Source organism: Klebsiella sp. 1SOBk5mer (assembly GCF_046603115.1).
GTDB classification, from domain to species: domain Bacteria; phylum Pseudomonadota; class Gammaproteobacteria; order Enterobacterales; family Enterobacteriaceae; genus Klebsiella; species Klebsiella quasipneumoniae.
Genome location: NZ_JBKIUU010000007.1, coordinates 224,372 through 247,517, shown reverse-complemented (window position 1 = coordinate 247,517; position 23,146 = coordinate 224,372). Strand labels below are relative to the sequence as shown.

The window sequence follows — 23,146 nt, the reverse complement described above, 5'->3', positions numbered from 1 at the left end:
CACAGAGGCGATCAGGCGTCTGGCTCTTCTTCCGCAATTTTCAGCAGCCACTCCGGCACACCTTCCCAGTACTGCTGCTCTTTTTCCAGATCCAGCAGCACCAGCGCATTCTGGCTAAACCAGTTGTGCGGGAAGGTCAGCGTCCAGTGGTGAGCTTCCGTCTGCAGCCGTAGCGTCGGCGGCGTGGTGGTGGCCTGACGCTGGTTATTCAGCAGCACGCCGAGGCGCAGCAGCTGGATCAGCGGCAGAAACTGCTTTTTCCTGAACAGCGTAAAGCGCGGCAGGTCGTCGAGTTTTATCGCTTTGCGATGATAGCGCACCAGCGTGGCCATCAGCATCTGCTGCTCCTGGTTGAAGCCCGGCAGGTCGCTGTTCTGCAGAATGTAGGCCGAGTGGCGGTGCATGCCGCTGTGGTTAATATTCAGGCCCACCTCATGGAGCATCACCGCCCACTTCAACAGCGCCGCGAGGTGTGGATTGGCCAGCTTCGGATTCTGCTCCTGCCACTGCTCCAGCATAAGGGTGGTGGTTTCCAGCACCCGGCGCGCCTGTTCGCGATCGATGTTGTACTGATTCGCCAGACTCTGCGCCGTGCGGCTACGAATATCCTGGTGGCGGAAACGGCCTTCCATTTCGTACAGCACGCCTTCACGCAGCGCGCCATCAGACAGACGAAGCTCTTTAATGGCTAATGCGTCAAACACGCCGCACAGGATCGCCAGCCCCGGGGCAAAGACCGCTTTACGGTCTTCCGAGAGGCCGGGCAGGCTGAGCGCGTCGAAGTTTTTATGCTTTAGCAGCTCACTGACCAGCATTTCGAGGCGTTCCGGCGTAATAAACCCGTCCTTCTCGCCCATCGCCACCAGCACTTCCTGGGCGGCTTTAATGGTGCCGGAGGCGCCCAGCGCCACGGTCCAGCCCTGAATACGGAACTGCCAGGCCAGGGTTTCCAGCTTTTGCACCGCCGCCAGGCGAGCGCGCTGAAAATTTTCCTTATTGATCGTCCCGCCCGGGAAGTAGGCCTGGGAGAAACTCACGCACCCCATGCGGCGGCTTTCCACCAGGCGGGGCTCAAAATCTTCACCGATGACCAGCTCGGTCGAACCGCCGCCGATATCAATCACCAGCTTACGGCCGCGCTCCGGCTGCGTGTGCTCCACGCCCATAAATATCAGGCGCGCTTCTTCATTACCGGAGATGATCTCGATCGGGTAGGGGATCACTTTTTCCGCGCGTTTAAGAAACTCCGCCGCATTGGTCGCCTGACGCAGCGTATGCGTCCCGACGATGCAGACGCTGGAGGGAGAAAATCCCTGCAGGCGTTCGGCAAACAGCGACAGGCAGTTCAGCCCGCGGGTCATGGCTTCTTCGCTCAACACCGAGTTTTCATCGAGGCCATCGGCCAGATGTACGCGCTGTTTCAGGCGTCCGATGATCTGCATGGCGCCGTCGACGACACGGGCGATCACCATATGAAAACTGTTCGAACCAAGGTCAACCGCAGCGAACTCCTGCGGTCGAGGGGTTTTTTCGTTTATTGGCATAGGTTAGTCGGGTTGTTCGAGTGATTTGAGATAATCGTAAATCGCCATCTGAGCGCGCACTTTACGGCGATTGCCGCGCGGCACATAGCGATTACTCAGTTCTTTATCAAGATAGCGCGCTTTTACCGTATCGTTGAACAGGATATCAAAAATATCCAGCACCCGCTGTTTCAGGCGCGGGTCGAGCAGCGGAGCGGCAACTTCGATACGATAATCGATATTACGCGTCATCCAGTCGGCAGAGGAGAGCCAGACCTGCTTATCGCCACCGTTTTCAAAACAGTAGACCCGGTCGTGCTCGAGGAAACGGTCCACAATGCTGATGACGCGAATATTTTCGCTGATGCCTTCCAGACCGGGGATCAGCGAGCACATGCCGCGGATCAACAGGTTGACCGGCACACCGGAGCTGGAGGCGGCATACAGTCTGTCCACCAGCCCTTTGTCCACCAGGTTGTTCAGCTTCAGGGTAATACCGGACGGTTGCCCGTTCTGCGCATTAGCGATCTCGCGGTCGATCATCTCATACAGCAGACGACGCGAGTTCTGCGGCGACACCAGCAGGTAATCGAAGCTGACCGGGCGGTAGGGGTTTTCAATAAAGTTAAACACCCGGCGGACTTCATTGGTAATGCGCGCATCGGCGGTTAACAGCGAATAGTCGGTATAGATCCGCGCGGTCTTCTCGTTGAAGTTACCGGTGCCGATGTGGGCGTAGCGCACCACCTCATCGCCTTCTTTACGCGAGATAAGGAACAGCTTGGCGTGGATCTTCAGGCCCGGCGCGGAGAAGATCACGTGAACGCCCGCTTCCGTCAGGCGCTTCGCCCAGTGAATGTTGGCCTCTTCGTCAAAACGCGCCTGCAGCTCCACCACCACGGTGACTTTTTTACCGTTGTGGGCGGCGTGGATCATCGCGTCGATGATGCGCGAATCCTTGGCCACGCGGTAGATGTTGATTTTGATCGCCAGTACGCTGGGGTCGAACGAGGCCTGGCGAAGCAGCTCCAGCACATGCTCAAAAGTATGATAGGGGTAGTAGAGCAGCACATCGCGTTCGCGAATGGCGTCGAAGCCGTTGCGGAATTTATCAAACCACAGATGACGCAGGCGCGGCATAGGTTTATTGACCAGATTGGCCTTACCCACGTTCGGGAAGCCGATAAAGTCTTTAAAGTTGTGATAGCGGCCGCCCGGCAGCATTGAGTCATAGTTGGAGATGGAGAGCTTATCGCGCAGCATTTCGACCATCGCGTCCGGCATATCGCGCTGGTAGACGAAGCGAACCGGCTCGGCGGTCAGGCGTTGTTTCAGGCTGGAGGACATCAGCTCCATCAGGCTCGACTCCATCTCATGCACCAGATCGTACTCGGCGTCACGGGTCATTTTCATCGAGTAGGCGTTCAGCGCATCGTAATCAAAGAAGCCTTTAAAGATGTCGTCCAGGCAATATCGCAGAATGTTATCCAGCAGGATCATTGGCTTACGGCGACGAGGCGCTTCCGGCGGCAGGTTTACGAAGCGCGGGACCTTATCCGACGGAATTTCCAGCAGGGCATAGTTGATGTTTTCCCCGCGGATAATCTCCACCGCCAGATAGGTGTAATCATCTTTCAGAAACTGCACGAGGTCCGTTTCGCGGTTAATCAGGATCGGCGAGATATGCTGGCGCAAATACTGTTTAAAGTAGTTGCGCAGCCAGGCCTGCTGATTGACGGACAGCTGACGCTCATTGATCAGGAAGATCTGGTTGCGCGCCATCTCCAGCAGCAGTTCGTTATACAGACTATCGAATTCCTGATCGGCCTTCAGAACGCGGGCCTGGATTTTGCCTAACAGGTGGCGAGAATGGGCGGTACTGCCTTGTTCTTCACTGATAATAATCCGGCGCTTAAGCTCAGCGAAGCGCACTTTGTAAAACTCATCAAGGTTGTTGGAGTAGATCCCTAAGAAGCGCATGCGCTCAATCAGCGGGTTACTCTTGTCCGCCGCTTCCTGCAGCACGCGCTCGTTAAAAGACAACCAGCTGAGTTCTTTTTCGATGTATAGCTTTTCCTGGCCCATTACCGCTCACACTCCGTTTTACTCACAGGACGTAGACTATTATGACGAATTTTTCTGCATAGCGATTTACTGTGTCACAACTATATGACAGTAAGAAGAATTATTTCTGTGAGATGTTTGATTAATAAACAATTTTAATTAAAAAAAAGCCCCGCGATGGCGAAAGGCGGGGCTGTTGTTCATTCTTCAGCGGCATAGCCCTGGGGGGGAAGCTGTCGTTCATCCAGCCAGGCGTGGTTGCCCTCCATGCGCAGACGTCCCTCGACAAACCAGCTTATCACCAGCGGATAAATGGCATGTTCCTGGGTCTGAACCCGCGCCGTGACCTCTTCCTCGCTGTCGCCAGCAAAGACCGGCACTTTGGCCTGCAGGATAACCGGACCGCCGTCCAGCTCGTCGGTGACGAAGTGCACCGAGGTCCCATGCTCCTCGTCACCGTTTTCCAGCACCTGGCGGTGGGTATGCAGGCCAGGATACTTCGGCAGTAACGAAGGGTGGATGTTCAGCAGACGTCCCTGATAGTGGCTGACGAAGGCGGGGCTAAGGATACGCATATAGCCCGCCAGCACCACCAGATCCGGGGCGTAGGCGTCAATTTCATGCATCAGCTGACGATCGAACGCTTCCCGGTCGGCAAACTGACTTTGCGCCAGCGCGTGGGCCGGGATCCCGGCCGCGCGCGCGCGCTCAAGGCCGAACGCATCGGCCTTGTTACTGAATACCGCACGCAGGGTGCCGTTGATCTGTTTCCGGCCGCAGGCGTCGATGATCGCCTGCAAATTACTGCCGCTACCGGAAATCAGCACCACAATGTTTTTCATGCAATGACCACACGCTGTTCGGAATCGGAGGCTTTGATATACCCGATTTTCCACGCGTTTTCACCTTTCTCGTTCAGCAGGGCAATGGCCTTGTCTGCTTCTGCAGCCGGCAGGGCGATAACCATCCCCACGCCGCAGTTAAAGGTACGGTACATCTCATGCTGGCTGACGTTACCGGCGGTTTGCAGCCAGTTGAAGACGGACGGCCACTGCCAGGAAGACTCATCAATCACCGCTTGGGTGTTGTCCGGCAGCACGCGCGGAATATTTTCCCAGAAGCCGCCGCCGGTCAGATGGGCGATGGCGTGGACGTCAACGCTGGCAATCAGGTCGAGAACCGATTTCACATAGATGCGGGTCGGCGCCAGCAGATGGTCGGCCAGCGGTTTGCCGTCAAGGTCGGTGGTCTGCGGGTCAACGCCGCTAACTTCAATAATCTTACGCACCAGCGAATAGCCGTTAGAGTGCGGGCCGCTGGAGGCCAGCGCCACCAGCACGTCGCCGTCAGCGACTTTGCTGCCGTCGATGATTTCTGATTTTTCCACCACCCCGACGCAAAAACCCGCCACGTCGTAATCTTCGCCGTGGTACATCCCCGGCATCTCTGCGGTCTCGCCGCCCACCAGCGCGCAACCGGACTGCAGGCAGCCTTCGGCGATGCCGTTGATGACGCTGGCTGCGGTATCGACGTCCAGTTTACCGGTGGCGTAATAATCAAGGAAAAACAGCGGCTCAGCGCCCTGAACCACCAGGTCGTTCACGCACATGGCGACAAGGTCGATGCCGATGGTGTCGTGACGCTTCAGATCCATTGCCAGACGCAGCTTGGTACCGACGCCGTCGGTGCCGGAGACCAGTACCGGCTCGCGGTATTTCTGCGGCAGTGCGCACAGCGCGCCGAATCCGCCCAGTCCACCCATCACTTCCGGGCGACGGGTTTTCTTCACCACGCCCTTAATACGGTCGACGAGAGCGTTGCCTGCATCAATATCCACGCCGGCATCTTTATAGCTGAGAGAGGTTTTGTCGGTCACTGCGAAGTCTCCACGCGTTTGCGGTAAGCAAGAAAAATCGGCGCAATTCTAACAGGGAAAGCAAACGTTTGCGAGCCTGCTTTACAGTCGGCGTAAAACCGTTGGCGGATGGTCAAATTTGATACTGCTCACGAAAATGAAACCGGGTACAGCCTTGTGCTTGCCTCAGTGCCAGGGAATCCTCATCATACGACTGAAACCGGTTTCTGTGGTTGGCCGCCGTGTGGATCACCGGTGCATTATGCTCGACAGGGGAGGGATGAATGAAGATTGCGGCATTTGATATCGGCGGCACCGCGCTAAAGATGGGCGTCATGACCCGCGACGGCAGGCTGCTGGAAACCGCGAAGCAGTCAATCAATGACAGCGATGGCGATCATATCTTACAGACCATCTTGTCGTGGCTGGCGGCCCACCCGTCGTGCGAAGGTATAGCCATCAGCGCGCCGGGCTATGTCGATCCGCACAGCGGCTTTATCACCATGGGTGGCGCTATCCGTCGATTTGACAACTTCGCCATGAAATCGTGGCTCGAGACGCGAACCGGGCTGCCGGTCTCGGTGGAAAACGACGCCAACTGTGTGCTGCTGGCTGAGCGCTGGCAGGGCAAAGCGGCGGAAATGGCCAATTTTCTGGTGCTCACTATCGGCACTGGCATCGGTGGCGCGATTTTTTGCCAACATCAGCTGATCCACGGGGCGCGTTTTCGCGCCGGTGAGTTCGGCTATATGCTTACCGATCGTCCCGGCGGACGCGATCCCCGTCGCTACTCGATGAATGAAAACTGCACCCTGCGGGTGCTGCGCCATCGCTATGCGGAACATATTGGCGCGCCGCTGGATAGCGTCACTGGCGAAATGATTTTTGACCGCTACGACGCCGGCGACCCGGTTTGCCAGCGTCTGGTCGCCGAGTTCTTCAATGGCCTGGGCCATGGCCTTTATAACCTCGTCAATATCTTCGATCCGCAGACTATTTTTATCGGCGGCGGCATTGTGGAACGCCCTGGATTTCTGACGCTGCTGCGCCAGCATCTGGCCTGGTTCGGCATTGCCGACTATCTCGATACCGTCAGTCACGGCAATGATGCAGGCCTGATTGGCGCGGTTTACCATTTCAATCAGCACTATCGTTCGCCTGGCGACGATCGACCTTAGGGAGAGATTATGTCCGGATTTAAAGAAGGTTTTCTGTGGGGCGGCGCGGTGGCGGCGCATCAGTTAGAGGGCGGCTGGCAGGAGGGGGGCAAGGGGGTCAGCGTGGCGGATGTCATGACCGCCGGCGCCCACGGGGTGCCGCGGGAAATCACCGATGGCGTGGTAGCGGGGAAAAACTACCCGAACCATGAGGCGATCGATTTTTATCATCGCTACCCGCAGGACCTGGCGCTGTTTGCCGAAATGGGCTTTAAATGTTTCCGCACCTCGATTGCCTGGACGCGTATTTTCCCGCAGGGCGATGAACAGGAGCCGAACGAGGCTGGCCTGCAGTTTTATGACGATCTGTTCGACGAATGTCTGAAACACGGTATTGAACCGGTCATTACGCTGTCGCATTTTGAAATGCCCTATCACCTGGTCACCGAGTACGGCGGCTGGCGTAACCGCAAGCTGATCGACTTTTTCGTGCGCTTCGCCAGGGTCGTCTTCACCCGCTACCAGCATAAAGTGAAGTACTGGATGACCTTCAACGAGATCAACAACCAGGCCAACTACCATGAGGACTTTGCCCCCTTCACCAACTCCGGTCTGAAGTATGTGCCGGGTGAAGATCGGGAACCGGTGATGTACCAGGCCGCACATTATGAGCTGGTGGCCAGCGCCCTGGCGGTGAAAGCGGCGCGCGAGATCAACCCTGCTCTGCAGATAGGCTGCATGATCGCCATGTGTCCCATCTATCCGCTGACCTGCGCGCCGGACGATATGATGATGGCGATGAACGCCATGCACCGCCGGTACTGGTTCACCGACGTCCACGTGCGCGGCCGCTATCCGCAGCATCTGCTCAACTATTTTGCCCGCCGCGGCTTTAGCCTGGACATGACCGAAGCCGATCGTCAGGCGTTAACCGAAGGCTGTGTCGACTACATCGGTTTTAGCTACTATATGTCCTTCGCCACCAAAGCCACCGAAGATAACCCATTACTCGATTATGATGAAACCACCAGCCTGGTCTCCAACCCGTACGTGAAAAAGTCGGACTGGGGCTGGCAGATAGATCCGGTCGGCCTGCGCTATTCGCTGAACTGGTTCTGGGATCACTATCAGCTACCGCTGTTTATTGTCGAAAACGGTTTTGGCGCGATCGATGTTCGTGAAGAGGACGGCAGCGTGGATGACCAGTACCGTATCGATTATCTCTCCGCCCATATCGCGGAGATGAAAAAGGCGGTGGTCGAAGATGGTGTTGACCTGATGGGCTATACCCCGTGGGGCTGTATCGATCTGGTTTCCGCCGGCACGGGGGAGATGAAAAAACGCTACGGCTTTATCTACGTGGATAAAGATAATGAAGGCAACGGCACGCTGGACCGCAGTAAGAAGAAGTCGTTCGACTGGTATAAGAAGGTGATTGCCAGCAACGGGGAGCAGCTATAATTTCCCGATGGCGCTGCGCTTATCGAGCCTGCGTGGTTTCCAGTCCGGGTAAGCGTTAGCGCCGCCCGGCAGAACCCCGCGCTAAAACCGGAGCCTCGTCTCCGGTTTTTTTGTCTCTAAATCACTTTGCTTGATATACGTCAAGCAAGATGGGTATGGCCTAATCCGAAAAAAGCGGTATAATCCCGCGATTTTTTTTGTGGCTGCCCCTCAGAGGAGAAAGAGAATGAAGATTGTGGAAGTCAAACACCCACTCGTCAAACACAAGCTGGGCCTGATGCGCGAGCACGACATCAGCACCAAACGCTTCCGTGAACTCGCCTCAGAAGTGGGCAGCTTACTGACTTATGAAGCCACCGCCGATCTGGCAACCGAGAAAGTGACCATCGAAGGCTGGAACGGCCCGGTGGAAGTTGAGCAGATCAAGGGCAAGAAAATTACCGTCGTGCCTATCCTGCGCGCAGGCCTCGGCATGATGGAAGGGGTGCTTGAGCACGTGCCAAGCGCGCGTATCAGCGTGGTGGGTATTTATCGCAATGAAGAAACCCTCGAGCCGGTACCTTACTTCCAGAAGCTGGTGTCCAACATCGATGAGCGGATGGCGCTGGTGGTTGACCCGATGCTGGCCACCGGTGGGTCGATGATCGCCACTATCGATCTGCTGAAAAACGCCGGCTGCACCAGCATCAAGGTGCTGGTGCTGGTGGCGGCGCCGGAAGGGATTGCCGCGCTGGAGAAAGCGCACCCGGACGTTGAGCTGTATACCGCCTCTGTCGATAAGGGACTGAACGAGCACGGGTACATCATTCCCGGTCTCGGCGATGCCGGCGACAAGATCTTTGGTACGAAATAATCGAATAACGATAAATAAGCCGACTTTGAGAGTCGGCTTTTTTTTGAATAAAACACACATAACTAACCATCTCAGAGGAAAACACTATGACGCGCCGTGCTATCGGGGTGAGTGAAAGACCGCCGCTTTTACAGACTATCCCGCTTAGTTTGCAGCATCTGTTTGCCATGTTCGGCGCAACGGTGCTGGTGCCAATCCTGTTCCACATCAACCCGGCCACCGTGCTGCTGTTCAACGGTATTGGTACGCTGCTGTACCTCTTTATCTGTAAAGGCAAAATCCCGGCGTATCTGGGATCGAGTTTCGCCTTTATCTCTCCGGTGCTGCTCCTGCTGCCGCTGGGCTATGAAGTGGCGCTGGGCGGTTTCATTATGTGCGGCGTGCTGTTCTGCCTCGTCTCCTTTATTGTCAAAAAAGCCGGTACCGGCTGGCTGGATGTGATGTTCCCCCCGGCGGCGATGGGGGCCATCGTGGCGGTTATCGGTCTGGAGCTGGCAGGCGTGGCGGCCAATATGGCCGGGCTGCTGCCAGCCGACGGCCAGTCACCGGACAGCAAAACCATTATTATCTCGATGGTAACCCTGGCGGTGACGGTGTTTGGTTCGGTCCTGTTCCGCGGCTTCCTGGCGATTATCCCGATCCTGATTGGCGTTCTGGTGGGCTATGCGCTGTCGTTTGTGATGGGCGTGGTTGATACCACCCCGATCGCCGAAGCGCACTGGTTCGCGCTGCCAACCTTCTACACGCCGCGTTTTGAATGGTTCGCCATCTTCACTATTCTGCCCGCTGCGCTGGTGGTGATTGCCGAGCACGTCGGTCACCTGGTGGTGACGGCCAATATCGTCAAACGCGATCTGATCCGCGACCCGGGCCTGCATCGTTCGATGTTTGCCAATGGCCTGTCGACGATCATTTCCGGCTTTTTCGGCTCGACGCCTAACACCACCTACGGGGAAAATATCGGCGTGATGGCGATTACCCGCGTCTACAGCACCTGGGTTATCGGCGGCGCGGCGATCATTGCGATTCTGCTCTCCTGCGTCGGCAAACTGGCGGCGGCGATCCAGATCATCCCGGTGCCGGTGATGGGCGGCGTGTCGCTGCTGCTGTACGGGGTGATCGGCGCCTCGGGGATCCGCGTACTGATTGAATCGAAGGTGGATTACAGCAAAGCGCAGAATCTGATCCTCACCTCCGTGATCCTGATCATCGGCGTCAGCGGTGCCAAAGTGCACATCGGCGCCGCTGAGCTGAAAGGGATGGCGCTGGCCACCATCGTGGGTATCGCGCTCAGCCTGATTTTCAAGCTTATCAGCGTCCTGTGTCCGGAAGAGGTGGTTCTCGACGCCGTGGATAGCGAAGAGGTTAAATAACGATCGCCTGACCGGGCGGCGATCCCGCCCGGTTCTCTCCTGACCTAAATCTGTGATAAACTCTTCGCGTTTTTCTGTAAGCCTATGTTGAGGTCCATCTGAACGCACCGGCACAGCTCTCTTTGCCACTGTATCTTCCTGACGACGAAACCTTCGCGAGTTTCTGGCCGGGTGATAATCCTTCTCTACTTGCTGCCCTCCAGAACGTACTGCGCCAGGAACACAGCGGGTATATTTATATCTGGTCACGTGAAGGGGCGGGTCGCAGCCACCTGTTACACGCCGCCTGCGCCGAGCTTTCCCAGCGCGGGGATGCCGTGGGCTACGTGCCGCTGGATAAACGCACCTGGTTTGTGCCGGAGGTGCTGGAGGGGATGGAACAGCTGGCCCTGGTCTGCATCGATAACATCGAGTGCGTCGCCGGGGATGAGCCCTGGGAAATGGCCATCTTTAATCTCTACAACCGGATCCTGGAATCAGGTAAAACCCGGCTGCTGATCACCGGCGATCGGCCGCCGCGGCAACTGAATCTTGGTCTGCCGGATCTTGCCTCGCGGCTTGACTGGGGGCAGATCTATAAGCTGCAGCCGCTGTCGGATGAAGACAAACTGCAGGCCCTGCAGCTGCGCGCTAGACTGCGCGGCTTTGAGATGCCGGAGGACGTGTGCCGCTTCCTGCTGAAGCGGCTGGATCGCGAGATGCGCTCGCTATTTATGACCCTCGATCAGCTGGATCATGCCTCGATTACCGCTCAGCGCAAGCTGACGATCCCCTTCGTGAAAGAGATCCTTAAACTCTAGTCCGCCTGCGGAGTCAGTTCCTCCTCCGTCAGCCCGGTCAACCGGGCGACCAGGTCGCGCGCCAGGCCACTGTGTAGCATAGCGGCGGCGATACGCTGCGCCTCTTCTTTCCGGCCTTCCTGACGGCCCTGCGCCAGGCCCCGCTCCAGACCCTGCTGTTCCAGATATTCCGCAATTGTCATCAACGTCTCCTTGTGCTGCGGCGTACGTAACGCCAGCTCGCGAATGAACTTGATCGGCTCTCGCGCGTTGCCTGCCTGCACCAGATAGTGCATCAGGGCTTGTACCTGCGATTCCGTCGCCAGACCAGTCAATAATAATTCGCTCAGTTTGTCGAGGAGCTGCGCCAGATCGCGTTGTCGAATATGTTTTTGCAGTAACTCCAGCGTCGCCATGCGCTGGTGGGTGGCAATGTCGTCATCCGGAATGACGGTAATGTCCGCCAGCGGAAACGCCCCGTGATAAAGGTGGCTGGCCAGCTCCGGAGCGACGAATTCATCGAGCCAGCGCAGTGAGAACGGGTAGGGGCTTACCAGACCGTGGTAGAAGAGAACAGGGATCACCAGCGGCAGCCGATCGTGGCCGGCATCAAGGTGGCGCTGCATGGCGGCGATGGCGTAGCGCATCAGACGAAAGGCCATATGCCGGTCGGGCGTGCTCTGGTGTTCGATAAGCGCATAAATATAGCCGTCTCCCGCCGTGGTTTTCAGGGAATACAGAATGTCGGCGTAAAAGGGACGCAGATCGTCTTCGACAAAATGCCCGGACTCGAGATGCAGCGTACGCAGATCGCACACTTTAAGCAGCGTCTCGGGCAGGTACAGCCGCAGAAAATCGCGGGCGGTATCAGGGTGGGAGAGATAGGTCTTAAATACGGCATCGTGAGGCGTTGAGGTTGGTTTTTTCATGTTCATCCGTCCAGTGGATTGAGCGTTAGATGAACAGTAGCACTGCAAGACGGGCGGGAGGGATTGGCGTGGAAGATCTGGAATCAGCTACGTAAAAAAAGCGCCGCGTAAGCGCGGCGCGGGTGGCTTAGCTCACGATCTCGAGGACCTGCTCCGGCGGTCGGCCAATACGCGCCTGGCCGCGGCTGACGACAATTGGGCGTTCGATGAGCTTAGGGTTGTCGACCATCGCCTGTATCAGCGCGGCGTCGCTGAGCGCCGGGTCGGCAAGATTGAGCGATTTATACAGATCCTCTTTCTGGCGCATGAGCTCGCGGGGGCTCTCCATACCCAGCAGCTGCAGCAGTTGACGCAGCCTCCCGGCATCCGGTGGCGTCTCAAGATAAAGCACCACCTCAGGATCGATGCCGTGGCTCTTCAACAGGCTCAGCGTTTCGCGGCTCTTCGAGCAGCGTGGGTTATGGTAAATTTTTACCGCGTCGGTCATGGGGTCTCCTTACATTTTTTGGTAGGGGCGGAAGCGGGCCTGTAGCTCACGTAGCTGGTCGATGCGGGCATCGTAGCGGGCCTGCTGCAGACTACCGAGTTTCACTTGCGAGCTGGCGCTGCTGAGCAGGGAAATCGCCTGTTCCAGCTGGCCGACCAGCGCCATGCTTTCTGCCCGCGCCGCCAGCTCCTGATCGCGATTGCCCAAGGCGCCTTCCGCCTGCGCCAGCAGGTCCCAGCCGTTGCCATCCTCTTTATAGGTAAAGGTATAACGATTCAGGATGGTCGCCGCTTCCCCGGGCTGTCCGCCCTGCAGGAGGGCGTTGGCCAGGTTCAACTGCAGCACCGGATTGGTGCGCAGCTCACGAGCGTTTTTAAGGCGGTTGATGGCGTCGCCGGTTTTCTTCTGCCCGAGGTCGATATCGGTGGCCAGATCGAGGTACCAGGGATTTTGCGGATCGGCGCTGAGCAGCGGCTGCAGCGTTTTGCGCGCCTGGTCAAAGTTGTTGCTTTCCATCGCCAGCAGGGCGCGGCCATACTGCGCGGCATGCTGCTGGCGGATATTGCCTTTATCCCAGGCGTTGAGCAGATCGGTGCCTAGCTTATTGTCGCCGTTGGTGTACATTCCGAGGGTACGCGCCTTCGCCAGATAGAAGTCCGCTGAGGACTGTACGACAACCGGGCGCATCTGGTTGGCGCGGTTACGGGCATCGGCAAGCCGGCTTTCCGGCAGGGGGTGGGTGAGCAGCATTTCCGGCGGCCGCGTTGAGTAGCGCGACTCATCAAGCAGTTTACCCATAAACATCGGCATGGCCTGCGGGTCGAATCCTGAGCGTTGCAGAACCTGGATACCGATCCGGTCGGCCTCTTCTTCGTTCTGACGGGTGAAGCTGATCATGCCCTGTTGGGTGCCGGCCAGCGTCCCGGTCAGCGCCGCCATCCCGGCCTGCGGGCTGGCCATCGCCAGCAGAATTGAACCCAGCGCGCCGACCCAGGTCAGCGGCGCATTGCGTTTCTGATCTTCCATTGCGCGGGCGAGATGCCGCTGCGTAACGTGGGAAATTTCGTGCGCCATGACAGAGGCCAGTTCGCTCTCGTTATCGGAGTAGCGGAACAGGGCGGAGTGGAGGACCACATTGCCGCCGAAGAAGGCGAAGGCGTTAATTTGGTCGTTATTAATCAAATAGAAGTGGAACGGGGTGCGCACCGAATTCGCATGCGAGACCAGACGCATGCCCAGCCCGTTGATATATTGCACCAGCAGAGGGTCGTTGATCAGCGGCGCGCTGCCGCGCAGCTGGCGGACGTAGTAATCCCCCATCTGCATTTCCTGACCAATCGATAACGTGCTTCCTGCGGAGGTCCCCATGTCCGGCAGGGTATCTGCGGAGTCAGCAAAAGCAGGGCCTAACGAACCCAGCGTCAGCGACGCGATCACGGTCGCCACCAGCGTTTTCTTCAACTGCCTGAACATAACCTCTGTCCTGTAATGTGGGTGTGCCAGTTTGACCGATTGTGCGACGCAATGTTCCCTGGCCGCATCCCAGCGAGTTTAGCTGGCGTTAGACGCATTGAAAATAGGTTCTTCACGGCGGAGACGGGTTTGTCTGCTGCGCATCAAAAAGCGAAGTCTTTTTTGTGACATTTCGATACAATTCCCCCGTTTGTCGCCGCGTTGCGCTTCAGGGAAGGTTTTATGCTCGAGATGTTAATGCAGTGGTACCGCCGTCGATTCAGCGACCCTGAGGCGATAGCGCTGCTGGTTATTTTGCTTGCCGGTTTCGGCATCATGTTCTTTTTCAGCGGCTTGCTGGCCCCGTTACTGGTGGCTATCGTGCTGGCCTATCTGCTGGAGTGGCCGACCGTTCGCCTGGAGCGCATCGGCCTGTCGCGCACCTGGGCGACCTCGCTGGTGCTAATCCTCTTTGTGGGTATTCTGCTCTTGCTGGCCTTTGTGGTGCTGCCGGTGGCCTGGCAGCAGGGGATCTACCTTATCCGCGATATGCCGGGCATGCTTAACAAGCTCTCTGATTTCGCCGCCACGCTGCCGCGGCGCTATCCGGCGTTGATGGATGCCGGCATCATCGATGCGATGGCGGAAAATATGCGCACCCGGATGCTGACGGTGGGCGACTCGGTGGTCAAGTATTCTCTCGCCTCGCTGGTGGGGCTGCTCACGCTGGCGGTCTATCTGGTGCTGGTGCCGCTGATGGTCTTCTTCCTGCTGAAGGATAAAGAGCAGATGCTCAACGCGGTACGCCGCGTGCTGCCGCGAAACCGCGGTCTGGCCGGGCAGGTATGGAAGGAGATGAACCAGCAAATCACCAACTACATTCGCGGTAAGGTGCTGGAGATGATTGTCGTCAGCGTCGCCACCTGGATAGGCTTTATCCTTTTCGGCCTCAACTACTCGCTGCTGTTGGCGGTGCTGGTGGGCTTCTCGGTGCTGATCCCCTATATCGGCGCGTTTGTGGTGACCATTCCGGTGGTAGGGGTGGCGCTGTTTCAGTTTGGCGCAGGCACCGAGTTCTGGAGTCTGTTCGCGGTCTATCTGATTATTCAGGGACTGGACGGTAACCTGCTGGTACCGGTGCTGTTCTCGGAAGCGGTGAATCTGCACCCGCTGGTGATTATCCTCTCGGTGGTGATCTTTGGCGGTTTGTGGGGATTCTGGGGCGTCTTCTTCGCCATTCCGCTGGCCACGTTAATTAAAGCGGTGGTGCATGCCTGGCCGGATGGCCTGGTCGTCGACGACGACTAAGGCATTGAGGATAAAAAAAGACGCCGGGCGAGGTTCTCTCTCCCGGCGTCTTGCTTTGCATCAGGCGTTTTCTTTCAGCCAGTTCAACACCACGTCGTGGTGATTGCTGGTTTTGAAGTCATCAAAGACGTGTTCGATTTTGCCATCGGCATCAACGAGGAAGCTGATACGGTGGATCCCGTCGTAGGTTTTCCCCATAAAGGATTTTTCGCCCCAGACGCCAAACTGCTCGCAAACCTGATGGTTTTCATCAGACAGCAGCGTAAAGTTCAGCAGCTCTTTTTCGGCGAAACGGGAGAGCTTTTCCGGTTTATCGGTGCTGATGCCCAGCACTTCAACACCGGCTTTTTTCAGGTCGTCCATATTATCGCGCAAGCCGCACGCCTGGACGGTGCAGCCCGGGGTCATGGCTTTCGGGTAAAAATAAACCAGGACACGCTGTCCCTGGAAGTCGGTTAAATTTACTTCCTCGCCGTCCTGGTCCGGTAAGCTAAATTTCGGTGCAAGATCACCGGCTTTCAGTGGGGTCATGGGTTAAACTCCATCCTGTTCATCATGCTGTGAATAATTAACGATGTTAATACTGCCTTGTGCGTTGAGTTCTGTACATAGGGCTTTGAACGCTTGTTCGATATTTGCTGCATTTTGCGTCGCAGGGCTGTGAGCCGTTATCTGGATAAAAAGCTGCGCGGAATCGCCGTCTCCCGGCTGCGTGCGGGACACCAGTTCCGCGATATTCATATTCCATGTATCGCACAGGGCAGTGAAGCGCTCGATGATATGCGGTGAGTCCGGCACCTCAACCTGGACCCAGACGGTGTTTGGCATGGCCTGCGGCGGGCGCGCGGTGGTGCGTTTCATCACGATCAACAGCTCCAGCTCTGCGCCTTTCAGCGGCAGGGTTGATTCGATCAGGTTAATCGCATTCCACGAACCGGAAAGCAGCATGATAAACGTAAACTCATCACCGAGCATGGCCAGCCGGCTGTCTTCGATATTACAACCGCAGCTGCTGACGTGGCGAGTGATCGTATTCACGATGCCGGGACGGTCAGCCCCCAGGGCGGTAATAACCAGATAGTGTTGTAATGAGGCTGTCAAACCTGTTCTTCCTTTAAAAAGGTGAGGTAACATTAGGAAAGCATAAAAAAAACCGCCATACAACATCCCTGATGGCGTCGGGTCTCTTGCTTTTATTGCAGCTCCAAACGTAACATTGAGAATCTTGTCGCACTTCTGCTCTGAGGATGGCCCATGTTCACGGGAAGTATTGTAGCGCTTGTCACGCCGATGGATGAAAACGGTAATGTCTGCCGGACAAGCCTGAAAAAACTGATTGATTACCATGTCGCCAACGGAACCTCGGCGATCGTTTCGGTAGGGACTACCGGTGAATCCGCAACGCTGAGCCATGAAGAGCATGGCGACGTGGTGATGATGACGCTGGAACTGGCTGACGGGCGTATCCCGGTTATCGCGGGAACGGGAGCCAATGCAACCGCAGAGGCGATTAGCCTGACCAAACGTTTTAACGACAGCGGCGTAGTCGGCTGCCTGACGGTCACTCCTTATTATAACCGTCCGACCCAGGAAGGCCTGTTCCAGCACTTTAAAGCTATCGCCGAACATACTGACCTGCCGCAAATTCTGTATAATGTGCCGTCCCGTACCGGTTGCGATATGCTGCCGGAAACCGTTGGCCGTCTGGCGCAAATTAAAAATATTGTCGGTATTAAGGAAGCAACAGGGAACTTAAGTCGTGTTCACCAGATCAAAGAGCTGGTTTCAGACGACTTTATTCTGCTGAGCGGTGACGATGCGACCGGTATGGACTTTATGCAGCTCGGCGGCGTGGGCGTGATTTCCGTTACCGCCAACGTGGCGGCGCGCGAAATGGCCGACATGTGCCGTCTGGCGCTGGCGGGTCAATTTGCCGAAGCCCGGGCGATTAACCAGCGTCTGATGCCATTGCATACAAAATTATTTGTCGAACCCAATCCTATCCCGGTGAAATGGGGATGCAAGGCGTTGGGTCTTGTGGCGACCGATACGCTGCGCTTGCCGATGACGCCTATCACCGACCAGGGTCGTGAAGCCGTTACCGCCGCGCTGAAGCATGCCGGTTTGCTGTAAAGTTTAGGGAGATTTGATGGCTTACTCAGTACAGAAGTCGCGCCTGGCGAAGGTTGCGGGTGTTTCGCTGGTTCTACTCCTCGCGGCCTGTAGTTCCGACTCGCGCTATAAGCGTCAGGTGAGCGGTGATGAGGCCTATTTACAGGCGTCACCGTTGAGCGAACTTCACGCGCCGGCGGGGATGATCCTGCCGATTCAGGTGGGTGATTACAATATTCCGGTGGCCAACAGCACCGGCGCGGTCGGCAAGGCGCTGGACATTCGCCCGCCGGCGCAGCCGCTGGCATTGGTTAGCGGCGCCCGCACCCAGTTCAACGGCGATACCGCGACGCTGATGGTCGAAAACGGCCGCAGCGGTTCGCTGTGGGCGCAGGTTACCAGCATTCTTCAGTCGAAGAACTACGTTATCGCCAAGCGCGATGATGCGAGCCAGACGCTGAACACCGACTGGGTTGAGTGGAACCGTCTTGATGAAGATCAGCAGTATCGCGGTCGTTATCAAATCTCCGTCAAACCGCAGGGCTATCAGCAAGCGGTTGTGGTCAAGCTGGTGAATCTGGAGCAGGCGGGTAAACCGGTTGCCGATCCGGCGTCACTGCAGCGCTACAGCACCGCCATGCTGAACGTCATTTCGGAAGGCCTGGACATGAACGCCACCAGCGCCCAGAACGCCGCTCAGCGCAGCGCTGGCGCCACCTTCGACGTGCAGAGCGCTGCCGACGATACTGGCCTGCCAATGCTCGTCGTTCGCGCGCCGTTTAACATGGTGTGGCAGCGTCTGCCGGGCGCCCTCGAGAAAGTGGGGATGAAAGTGACCGACAGCACGCGCTCTCAGGGCAGCATGGCGCTGACCTACAAGCCGCTGTCTGACAGCAGCTGGCAGGAGCTGGGCGCACGCGACCCGCAGCTGGTCTCCGGTGACTACAAACTTCAGGTCGGCGACCTCGATAACCGCAGTAGCCTGCAGTTCATCGACCCGAAAGGCCACACCCTGACGCAGTCGCAAAATGACGCTCTGGTAGCCGTATTCCAGGCCGCATTTAACAAGTAATCAAAAGGGCTGGAGCAATCCGGCCCTTTTAATATATAGTGACGCAAACGTGTGCGTATACACATCATCCTTCAAATTGCCTCTTTGTTGGCCGCCTTCGTTCAACCCAGTCACTTACTTTTGTAAGCCCCTGGGGATTCGCTCAGTTGCCGCCTCGATGCACTTTGAATGATTTTGTGTATAGGTGGAAACGTATTTTTAGGCTCAATATCACTGGAGTAGTGAAAGATGAAAAAGCAAGCTGAGTTGTATCGTGGTAAGGCGAAGACAGTATACAGCACCGATAATCCGGACCTGCTGGTACTGGAATTCCGTAACGATACGTCAGCAGGTGATGGCGCGCGCATCGAGCAGTTCGATCGTAAAGGCATGGTGAATAACAAGTTCAACCACTTCATTATGAGCAAACTGGCAGAAGCGGGCATCCCTACCCAGATGGAAGCGCTGCTCTCCGATACCGAATGCCTGGTGAAAAAACTGGATATGGTGCCGGTGGAGTGCGTGGTGCGTAACCGTGCGGCAGGCTCGCTGGTAAAACGTTTAGGCATTGAAGAAGGTATCGAGCTGAATCCGCCGCTGTTCGATCTGTTCCTGAAAAACGATGCCATGCACGATCCGATGGTCAACGACTCCTACTGCGAAACCTTCGGCTGGGTGAGCAAAGAGAATCTGGCGCGGATGCGCGAGCTGACCTACAAAGCCAACGACGTGCTGAAAAAATTGTTCGATGACGCCGGTCTGATTCTGGTGGACTTTAAGCTGGAGTTTGGTCTGTTCAAAGGCGAAGTGGTGCTGGGCGATGAGTTTTCGCCGGACGGCAGCCGCCTGTGGGACAAAAACACCCTTGATAAAATGGACAAAGACCGCTTCCGCCAGAGCCTTGGCGGCCTGATCGAAGCCTACGAAGAAGTGGCTCACCGCCTGGGCGTTAAGCTCGACTAACTCGCCCGCCGCCAGAAGATGGTCTCATCTTCTGGCGTCTCTTGCTGTTTCCTGTGGTAATCCTGCGCTGAACCGCCTACGATCTCTGCTATTGATACATAACAGGGAATGAGGTGCTTATGCGCTGGCAAGGGCGTCGCGAAAGCGACAATGTTGAAGATCGACGCGGTCAATCGGGCTCGCCGTTTGGCGGCGGGGGCGGCGGCTTCCGGCTGCCGAGCGGGAAGGGCGGCATTGTGCTGCTGATTATTGTGCTGGTGGCAGGCTATTACGGCGTGGATTTGACCGGCATGCTGACCGGCGAACCGATGCCGCAGCAGCAGACCTCCACGCAGCGCTCCATCAGTCCGAAAGACGATGAAGCGGCGAAGTTTACGTCGGTGATCCTGGCCACCACCGAAGATACCTGGGGACCGATCTTTGAAAAGATGGGCCGCCAGTACCCCCAGCCAAAGCTGGTGCTCTACCGCGGCGCGACCCGTACCGGCTGCGGTACCGGCCAGTCGGTGATGGGGCCGTTCTACTGTCCTGCCGACAGCACGGTCTATATCGACCTGTCATTCTACGATGAGATGAAAAATAAACTGGGCGCCGACGGCGACTTTGCCCAGGGGTACGTCATTGCCCATGAAGTGGGTCATCACGTACAAAAACTGCTGGGCATTGAGCCGAAGGTCCGCCAGCAACAGCAGCATGCCACCGAGGCCGAAGCCAACCGGCTGTCGGTTAAGATGGAGCTGCAGGCAGACTGCTTCGCCGGCGTCTGGGGCCATAATATGCAGCAGCAGGATATTCTGGAAACCGGCGATCTGCAGGAGGCGCTGAACGCCGCCGAGGCCATAGGCGATGACCGTCTGCAGCAGCAGAGCCAGGGGCGGGTGGTACCGGACAGCTTTACCCACGGCACGTCAAAACAGCGCTACACCTGGTTCAAACGCGGTTTCGACAGCGGCGACCCGGCGCAGTGCAACACCTTCGGCAGCGCCCTGTAATCGCCACCGATGATGGACGCGCTGCTTGACCTCACCGCGCAGATGGCGCGGGAGGGAATTCGCCGCCTGCTGGTACTCAGCGGCGACGAGGCCTGGACGCTGCAGCAGGCGCAGGCGCTGCGGGAGAGGCTCGCCGGCGATGGCCTGTGGGTGGGCCCCGAGCCGGTTTTCGCGCCCGGGGTGGCGCCTGGCGCCCTGAAGACGCTGCTGGGGCGGGAAGTCATGCACGCCTTTTTCGATGCCCGGCGCGGATTTGATGTAGCCGCCCTGGCGGCCCTGAGCGGTACCCTGCGGGCGGGAAGCTGGCTGGTGCTGCTGACGCCCCCCTTCGCCGACTGGCCGTCCCGGGTGGATGAGGACTCCCTGCGCTGGAGCGATACGCCCGACCCGATCTCTACCCCCCACTTTGTTCTCCGCTGCTGTCGGCAGTTTATCGCCGACCCCGATGTGCTGCTCTGGCGGCAGGCGGACTCGCCGCGGCTCCCGCTGGCCGTCCCGCGCCCTGACTGGCATCCCGCCGAGGGTCACCCGCTGGCCGAACAGGCGGCGATCCTTGCGCAATTGTTGCGTCTACCGCCCGGTATCGCGGCGGTGACGGCTGAACGAGGGCGAGGCAAATCCGCCCTCGCGGGCATGTTGCTGCGCCAGCTCGCGGGCGAGGCCATCGTTACCGCCCCGACCCGCAGCGCCGTCGATGTGCTGGCGAGCTTTGCCGGCGAGGCGTTTCGCTTTATGGCGCCTGATGCGCTGCTGTCGTCGAAAGAAACGGCGTCCTGGCTGATTGTCGATGAGGCCGCGGCCATTCCGGCTCCGCTTCTCCGGCAGCTGGTAAGCCGTTTTCCCCGCACGCTACTCACCACGACGGTGCAGGGTTATGAGGGCACCGGGCGCGGGTTCCTGCTGAAATTTTGCGCCAGCCTGCCCCATCTGCAGTCGTTCAGCCTGAGCGCGCCGATCCGCTGGGCAGTGGGCTGCCCGCTGGAGTCAGCCATCAGTCAGCTGCTGATCTTCAGCGATGAGGCATTTCGCGATGCGCCGACGGGGGAGGTTGCCGTGGAAGAGGTCGATCAGTCCAGCTGGCAAACGCGGTCGGCGCTGCCGGAGGCGATGTACCAGCTGTTGTCCGGGGCGCATTACCGCACTTCTCCTCTCGATCTGCGGCGCATGATGGACGCGCCGGGCCAGGCTTTCCGCTGCGCACGCGCCGGCGGCGCGGTGGCGGGCGCCCTGTGGCTGGTGGCCGAGGGGGGACTTTCTCCTGAACTCAGCCGGGCGGTGTGGGCGGGTTTTCGCCGGCCGCGAGGGAACCTGGTCGCCCAGTCGCTGGCGGCGCATGGCGGCAGTCCCCTGGCGGCGACGCTGCGCGGGCTGCGGGTCAGTCGGATCGCCGTCCACCCCGCCCGCCAGCGCGAAGGGCTGGGGCAGCAGATGATCGCGGATATCGCCGCCGATGCCGCAGGTTATGACTATCTCTCCGTCAGCTTTGGCTATACCCCTGAGCTGTGGCGCTTCTGGCAACGCTGCGGGTTTATCCTCGTGCGGCTGGGTACTCATCGCGAGGCCAGCAGCGGATGCTATACCGCGATGGCTCTGTTCCCGCTGACTGCAGCGGGGCATCAGCTCGCGCAGCGGGAGGCACAGCGGCTACAACGCGATGAATACTGGCTGCGCCCGTGGCGGGACGCGCCCGCGCCGCTGCCGGCCGTTTCAGGGGCTATGCTTAGTGAGGAGGACTGGCTGGAAGCGGCCAGCTTTGCCTTCGCCCATCGCCCGCTGGCTGCGGCGCTGGGTTGCCTCAATCGTCTGCTGATGCAGGTCGACATGCCGTTGCCGGCGCTGCGCGGGCGCCTGCAGGGGGAAGAAGAGGCCGAACTCTGCGCCGCGCTGCAGCTAACAGGGCGTAAAGCGCTGCTGGCGAGATGGCGTCAGGAGGCCGCGGACGCCTTGCGCTTCCTCGATGCAGCGCGCGCTGAGGCGCTGCGTCAGCAGGTAGCGCACCTGCAATTTTTTTAACTAACTCATTCAGTTAAATGGCATGGTCATATCTGGCGAGCGGCGTACACTGCCCGCATACAAAAAGGAGACAGCCATGAAACACGATCATTTTATTGTTCAAAGCCCTGCGACGCCTGCGCAACAGCTGTTGCTGCTGTTTCATGGCGTGGGGGATAACCCGGTCTCCATGGGGCAAATTGGCAGCTGGTTCGCGCCGCAGTTTCCTGATGCGCTGATCGTTAGCATTGGCGGGGTGGAGCCTTGCGGTCCCAACGGCCGGCAGTGGTTTTCGGTGCAGGGAGTGACGGAAGAGAATCGTCAGCAGCGTATCGACGCCATTATGCCGACCTTTATTGACATTGTGCGCTACTGGCAGGAAAAGAGCGGCGTCAGCCCGCTGGCCACCGCGCTGATCGGCTTCTCTCAGGGGGCGATCATGTCGCTGGAGAGCATCAAAGCGGCGCCGGATCTGGCTTCGCGGGTGATCGCCTTTAATGGCCGCTACGCGACGCTGCCGGTCACCGCAACGACGGCCACCACCATTCACCTGATCCACGGTGGTGACGATCGGGTTATCGATCTGGCATGGGCGGTGTCGGCTCAGGAGGCGTTGTTGCAGGCGGGGGGCGACGTGACCTTAGATATTGTTGACGATCTGGGGCATGCCATTGACGATCGCAGCATGCAGTTTGCGATTGAGCGACTGCGCTATACCGTGCCGAAGCACTATTTTGATGAGGCGCTGAGCGGCAGTACGCCGAAAGGGGACGATATCATCGAAATGCTGTAACC

22 protein-coding genes are annotated in these 23,146 nt (G+C 58.1%); 13 read left to right on the top strand and 9 right to left on the bottom strand.

What is annotated here, in order from left to right; translation table 11 throughout:
* Window positions 1–11 precede the first annotated feature (11 nt).
* From ppx to purM, 4 genes are all read right to left on the bottom strand, one after another.
* Window positions 12–1,544, bottom strand: a complete 1,533-nt coding sequence (ppx, locus tag ACLH1U_RS17280) for an exopolyphosphatase (protein ID WP_004201914.1) — start codon at window positions 1,542–1,544, stop codon at window positions 12–14.
* Window positions 1,545–1,547: 3 nt separating this feature from the next.
* The gene (ppk1, locus tag ACLH1U_RS17275) at window positions 1,548–3,608 is read right to left on the bottom strand and encodes a polyphosphate kinase 1 (RefSeq protein WP_002913838.1); all 2,061 of its coding nucleotides are present in this window, start codon (window positions 3,606–3,608) and stop codon (window positions 1,548–1,550) included.
* 179 nt (window positions 3,609–3,787) lie between these two features.
* Complete coding sequence (purN, locus tag ACLH1U_RS17270) at window positions 3,788–4,429, bottom strand: phosphoribosylglycinamide formyltransferase (protein WP_023290625.1); 642 nt, start codon at window positions 4,427–4,429, stop codon at window positions 3,788–3,790.
* Window positions 4,426–5,463 (bottom strand): phosphoribosylformylglycinamidine cyclo-ligase, encoded by a 1,038-nt coding sequence (gene purM, locus ACLH1U_RS17265; protein ID WP_004201922.1) that lies wholly within the window; start codon window positions 5,461–5,463, stop codon window positions 4,426–4,428. The genes purN and purM overlap by 4 nt, the downstream gene beginning before the upstream one ends.
* Window positions 5,464–5,726: 263 nt before the next feature.
* On the opposite strand from purM, the gene bglK reads away from it, so the two are divergent.
* The 5 genes from bglK (at window position 5,727) to ACLH1U_RS17240 (ending at window position 11,086) form a co-directional block, all read left to right on the top strand.
* Window positions 5,727–6,620, top strand: a complete 894-nt coding sequence (gene bglK, locus ACLH1U_RS17260; RefSeq protein ID WP_023290623.1) for a beta-glucoside kinase BglK — start codon at window positions 5,727–5,729, stop codon at window positions 6,618–6,620.
* 9 nt (window positions 6,621–6,629) lie between these two features.
* Complete coding sequence (locus ACLH1U_RS17255; protein WP_102005552.1) at window positions 6,630–8,060, top strand: 6-phospho-beta-glucosidase; 1,431 nt, start codon at window positions 6,630–6,632, stop codon at window positions 8,058–8,060.
* Window positions 8,061–8,286: 226 nt separating this feature from the next.
* Entirely contained in the window at window positions 8,287–8,913 is a 627-nt protein-coding gene (gene upp / locus ACLH1U_RS17250) for a uracil phosphoribosyltransferase (RefSeq protein ID WP_004201927.1), read from the top strand.
* An 86-nt stretch (window positions 8,914–8,999) separates the two neighbouring features.
* Complete coding sequence (gene uraA, locus ACLH1U_RS17245; protein WP_411299358.1) at window positions 9,000–10,286, top strand: uracil permease; 1,287 nt, start codon at window positions 9,000–9,002, stop codon at window positions 10,284–10,286.
* A 98-nt stretch (window positions 10,287–10,384) separates the two neighbouring features.
* Window positions 10,385–11,086, top strand: a complete 702-nt coding sequence (locus ACLH1U_RS17240) for a DnaA inactivator Hda (RefSeq protein ID WP_020947395.1) — start codon at window positions 10,385–10,387, stop codon at window positions 11,084–11,086.
* Here the strand turns inward: ACLH1U_RS17240 and ACLH1U_RS17235 are convergent.
* The 3 genes from ACLH1U_RS17235 to bepA all read right to left on the bottom strand — a co-directional run bounded on the left by ACLH1U_RS17235 (window position 11,083) and on the right by bepA (window position 13,954).
* On the bottom strand, window positions 11,083–11,994 hold the full coding sequence (locus tag ACLH1U_RS17235) for an Rpn family recombination-promoting nuclease/putative transposase (RefSeq protein WP_411299357.1): 912 nt from the start codon (window positions 11,992–11,994) through the stop codon (window positions 11,083–11,085). The two genes, ACLH1U_RS17240 and ACLH1U_RS17235, sit on opposite strands and share 4 nt — an antisense overlap.
* Before the next feature lie 127 nt (window positions 11,995–12,121).
* A complete protein-coding gene (arsC, locus tag ACLH1U_RS17230; RefSeq protein WP_411299356.1) occupies window positions 12,122–12,481 on the bottom strand; it encodes an arsenate reductase (glutaredoxin) in 360 nt (119 codons plus the stop codon).
* Window positions 12,482–12,490: 9 nt separating this feature from the next.
* Window positions 12,491–13,954, bottom strand: a complete 1,464-nt coding sequence (bepA, locus tag ACLH1U_RS17225; RefSeq protein WP_004201932.1) for a beta-barrel assembly-enhancing protease — start codon at window positions 13,952–13,954, stop codon at window positions 12,491–12,493.
* Window positions 13,955–14,005: 51 nt separating this feature from the next.
* Here bepA and ACLH1U_RS17220 point away from each other — a divergent pair, with 51 nt between their 5' ends.
* Both ACLH1U_RS17220 and ACLH1U_RS17215 read left to right on the top strand, forming a co-directional pair.
* Complete coding sequence (locus ACLH1U_RS17220; protein ID WP_032429201.1) at window positions 14,006–14,122, top strand: hypothetical protein; 117 nt, start codon at window positions 14,006–14,008, stop codon at window positions 14,120–14,122.
* A gap of 54 nt (window positions 14,123–14,176) precedes the next feature.
* Window positions 14,177–15,241, top strand: coding sequence for an AI-2E family transporter (locus ACLH1U_RS17215; RefSeq protein WP_004201933.1), 1,065 nt, complete (start codon window positions 14,177–14,179; stop codon window positions 15,239–15,241).
* Window positions 15,242–15,301: 60 nt separating this feature from the next.
* Here the strand turns inward: ACLH1U_RS17215 and bcp are convergent, their stop codons facing one another.
* A complete protein-coding gene (bcp, locus tag ACLH1U_RS17210; RefSeq protein WP_004201935.1) occupies window positions 15,302–15,772 on the bottom strand; it encodes a thioredoxin-dependent thiol peroxidase in 471 nt (156 codons plus the stop codon).
* A gap of 3 nt (window positions 15,773–15,775) precedes the next feature.
* Window positions 15,776–16,342, bottom strand: coding sequence for a glycine cleavage system transcriptional repressor (locus tag ACLH1U_RS17205; RefSeq protein WP_002913804.1), 567 nt, complete (start codon window positions 16,340–16,342; stop codon window positions 15,776–15,778).
* Between the two features lie 153 nt (window positions 16,343–16,495).
* Between ACLH1U_RS17205 and dapA the strand changes: the two genes are divergently transcribed.
* The 6 genes from dapA (at window position 16,496) to ypfH (ending at window position 23,144) form a co-directional block, all read left to right on the top strand.
* Window positions 16,496–17,374, top strand: a complete 879-nt coding sequence (gene dapA, locus ACLH1U_RS17200; protein ID WP_023290616.1) for a 4-hydroxy-tetrahydrodipicolinate synthase — start codon at window positions 16,496–16,498, stop codon at window positions 17,372–17,374.
* Window positions 17,375–17,390: 16 nt separating this feature from the next.
* Complete coding sequence (gene bamC / locus ACLH1U_RS17195) at window positions 17,391–18,425, top strand: outer membrane protein assembly factor BamC (RefSeq protein WP_023290615.1); 1,035 nt, start codon at window positions 17,391–17,393, stop codon at window positions 18,423–18,425.
* Between the two features lie 228 nt (window positions 18,426–18,653).
* On the top strand, window positions 18,654–19,367 hold the full coding sequence (gene purC / locus ACLH1U_RS17190; RefSeq protein ID WP_002913801.1) for a phosphoribosylaminoimidazolesuccinocarboxamide synthase: 714 nt from the start codon (window positions 18,654–18,656) through the stop codon (window positions 19,365–19,367).
* 119 nt (window positions 19,368–19,486) lie between these two features.
* Window positions 19,487–20,359, top strand: coding sequence for a neutral zinc metallopeptidase (locus ACLH1U_RS17185; RefSeq protein WP_023290614.1), 873 nt, complete (start codon window positions 19,487–19,489; stop codon window positions 20,357–20,359).
* Between the two features lie 9 nt (window positions 20,360–20,368).
* Window positions 20,369–22,372 carry a tRNA(Met) cytidine acetyltransferase TmcA gene (locus ACLH1U_RS17180; protein ID WP_411299355.1) on the top strand — a complete coding sequence of 668 codons (2,004 nt, stop codon included), beginning with the start codon at window positions 20,369–20,371 and terminating at the stop codon, window positions 22,370–22,372.
* A 76-nt stretch (window positions 22,373–22,448) separates the two neighbouring features.
* On the top strand, window positions 22,449–23,144 hold the full coding sequence (gene ypfH / locus ACLH1U_RS17175; protein ID WP_023290612.1) for an esterase: 696 nt from the start codon (window positions 22,449–22,451) through the stop codon (window positions 23,142–23,144).
* Window positions 23,145–23,146: the final 2 nt, after the last annotated feature.

Bases quoted from the DNA above. Each gene is read 5' to 3' on its own strand.
- purC (WP_002913801.1), top strand. From the start codon at position 18,654: ATGAAAAAGCAAGCTGAGTTGTATCGTGGTAAGGCGAAGACAGTATAC.
- bepA (WP_004201932.1), bottom strand. From the start codon at position 13,954: ATGTTCAGGCAGTTGAAGAAAACGCTGGTGGCGACCGTGATCGCGTCG.
- ACLH1U_RS17215 (WP_004201933.1), top strand. From the start codon at position 14,177: ATGCTCGAGATGTTAATGCAGTGGTACCGCCGTCGATTCAGCGACCCT.
- ACLH1U_RS17235 (WP_411299357.1), bottom strand. From the start codon at position 11,994: ATGAAAAAACCAACCTCAACGCCTCACGATGCCGTATTTAAGACCTAT.
- bcp (WP_004201935.1), bottom strand. From the start codon at position 15,772: ATGACCCCACTGAAAGCCGGTGATCTTGCACCGAAATTTAGCTTACCG.
- ACLH1U_RS17180 (WP_411299355.1), top strand. From the start codon at position 20,369: ATGATGGACGCGCTGCTTGACCTCACCGCGCAGATGGCGCGGGAGGGA.
- arsC (WP_411299356.1), bottom strand. From the start codon at position 12,481: ATGACCGACGCGGTAAAAATTTACCATAACCCACGCTGCTCGAAGAGC.
- bglK (WP_023290623.1), top strand. From the start codon at position 5,727: ATGAAGATTGCGGCATTTGATATCGGCGGCACCGCGCTAAAGATGGGC.
- upp (WP_004201927.1), top strand. From the start codon at position 8,287: ATGAAGATTGTGGAAGTCAAACACCCACTCGTCAAACACAAGCTGGGC.
- uraA (WP_411299358.1), top strand. From the start codon at position 9,000: ATGACGCGCCGTGCTATCGGGGTGAGTGAAAGACCGCCGCTTTTACAG.
- purN (WP_023290625.1), bottom strand. From the start codon at position 4,429: ATGAAAAACATTGTGGTGCTGATTTCCGGTAGCGGCAGTAATTTGCAG.
- ypfH (WP_023290612.1), top strand. From the start codon at position 22,449: ATGAAACACGATCATTTTATTGTTCAAAGCCCTGCGACGCCTGCGCAA.
- ACLH1U_RS17185 (WP_023290614.1), top strand. From the start codon at position 19,487: ATGCGCTGGCAAGGGCGTCGCGAAAGCGACAATGTTGAAGATCGACGC.
- bamC (WP_023290615.1), top strand. From the start codon at position 17,391: ATGGCTTACTCAGTACAGAAGTCGCGCCTGGCGAAGGTTGCGGGTGTT.
- ACLH1U_RS17220 (WP_032429201.1), top strand. From the start codon at position 14,006: ATGTTCCCTGGCCGCATCCCAGCGAGTTTAGCTGGCGTTAGACGCATT.
- ppx (WP_004201914.1), bottom strand. From the start codon at position 1,544: ATGCCAATAAACGAAAAAACCCCTCGACCGCAGGAGTTCGCTGCGGTT.
- dapA (WP_023290616.1), top strand. From the start codon at position 16,496: ATGTTCACGGGAAGTATTGTAGCGCTTGTCACGCCGATGGATGAAAAC.
- ppk1 (WP_002913838.1), bottom strand. From the start codon at position 3,608: ATGGGCCAGGAAAAGCTATACATCGAAAAAGAACTCAGCTGGTTGTCT.
- ACLH1U_RS17255 (WP_102005552.1), top strand. From the start codon at position 6,630: ATGTCCGGATTTAAAGAAGGTTTTCTGTGGGGCGGCGCGGTGGCGGCG.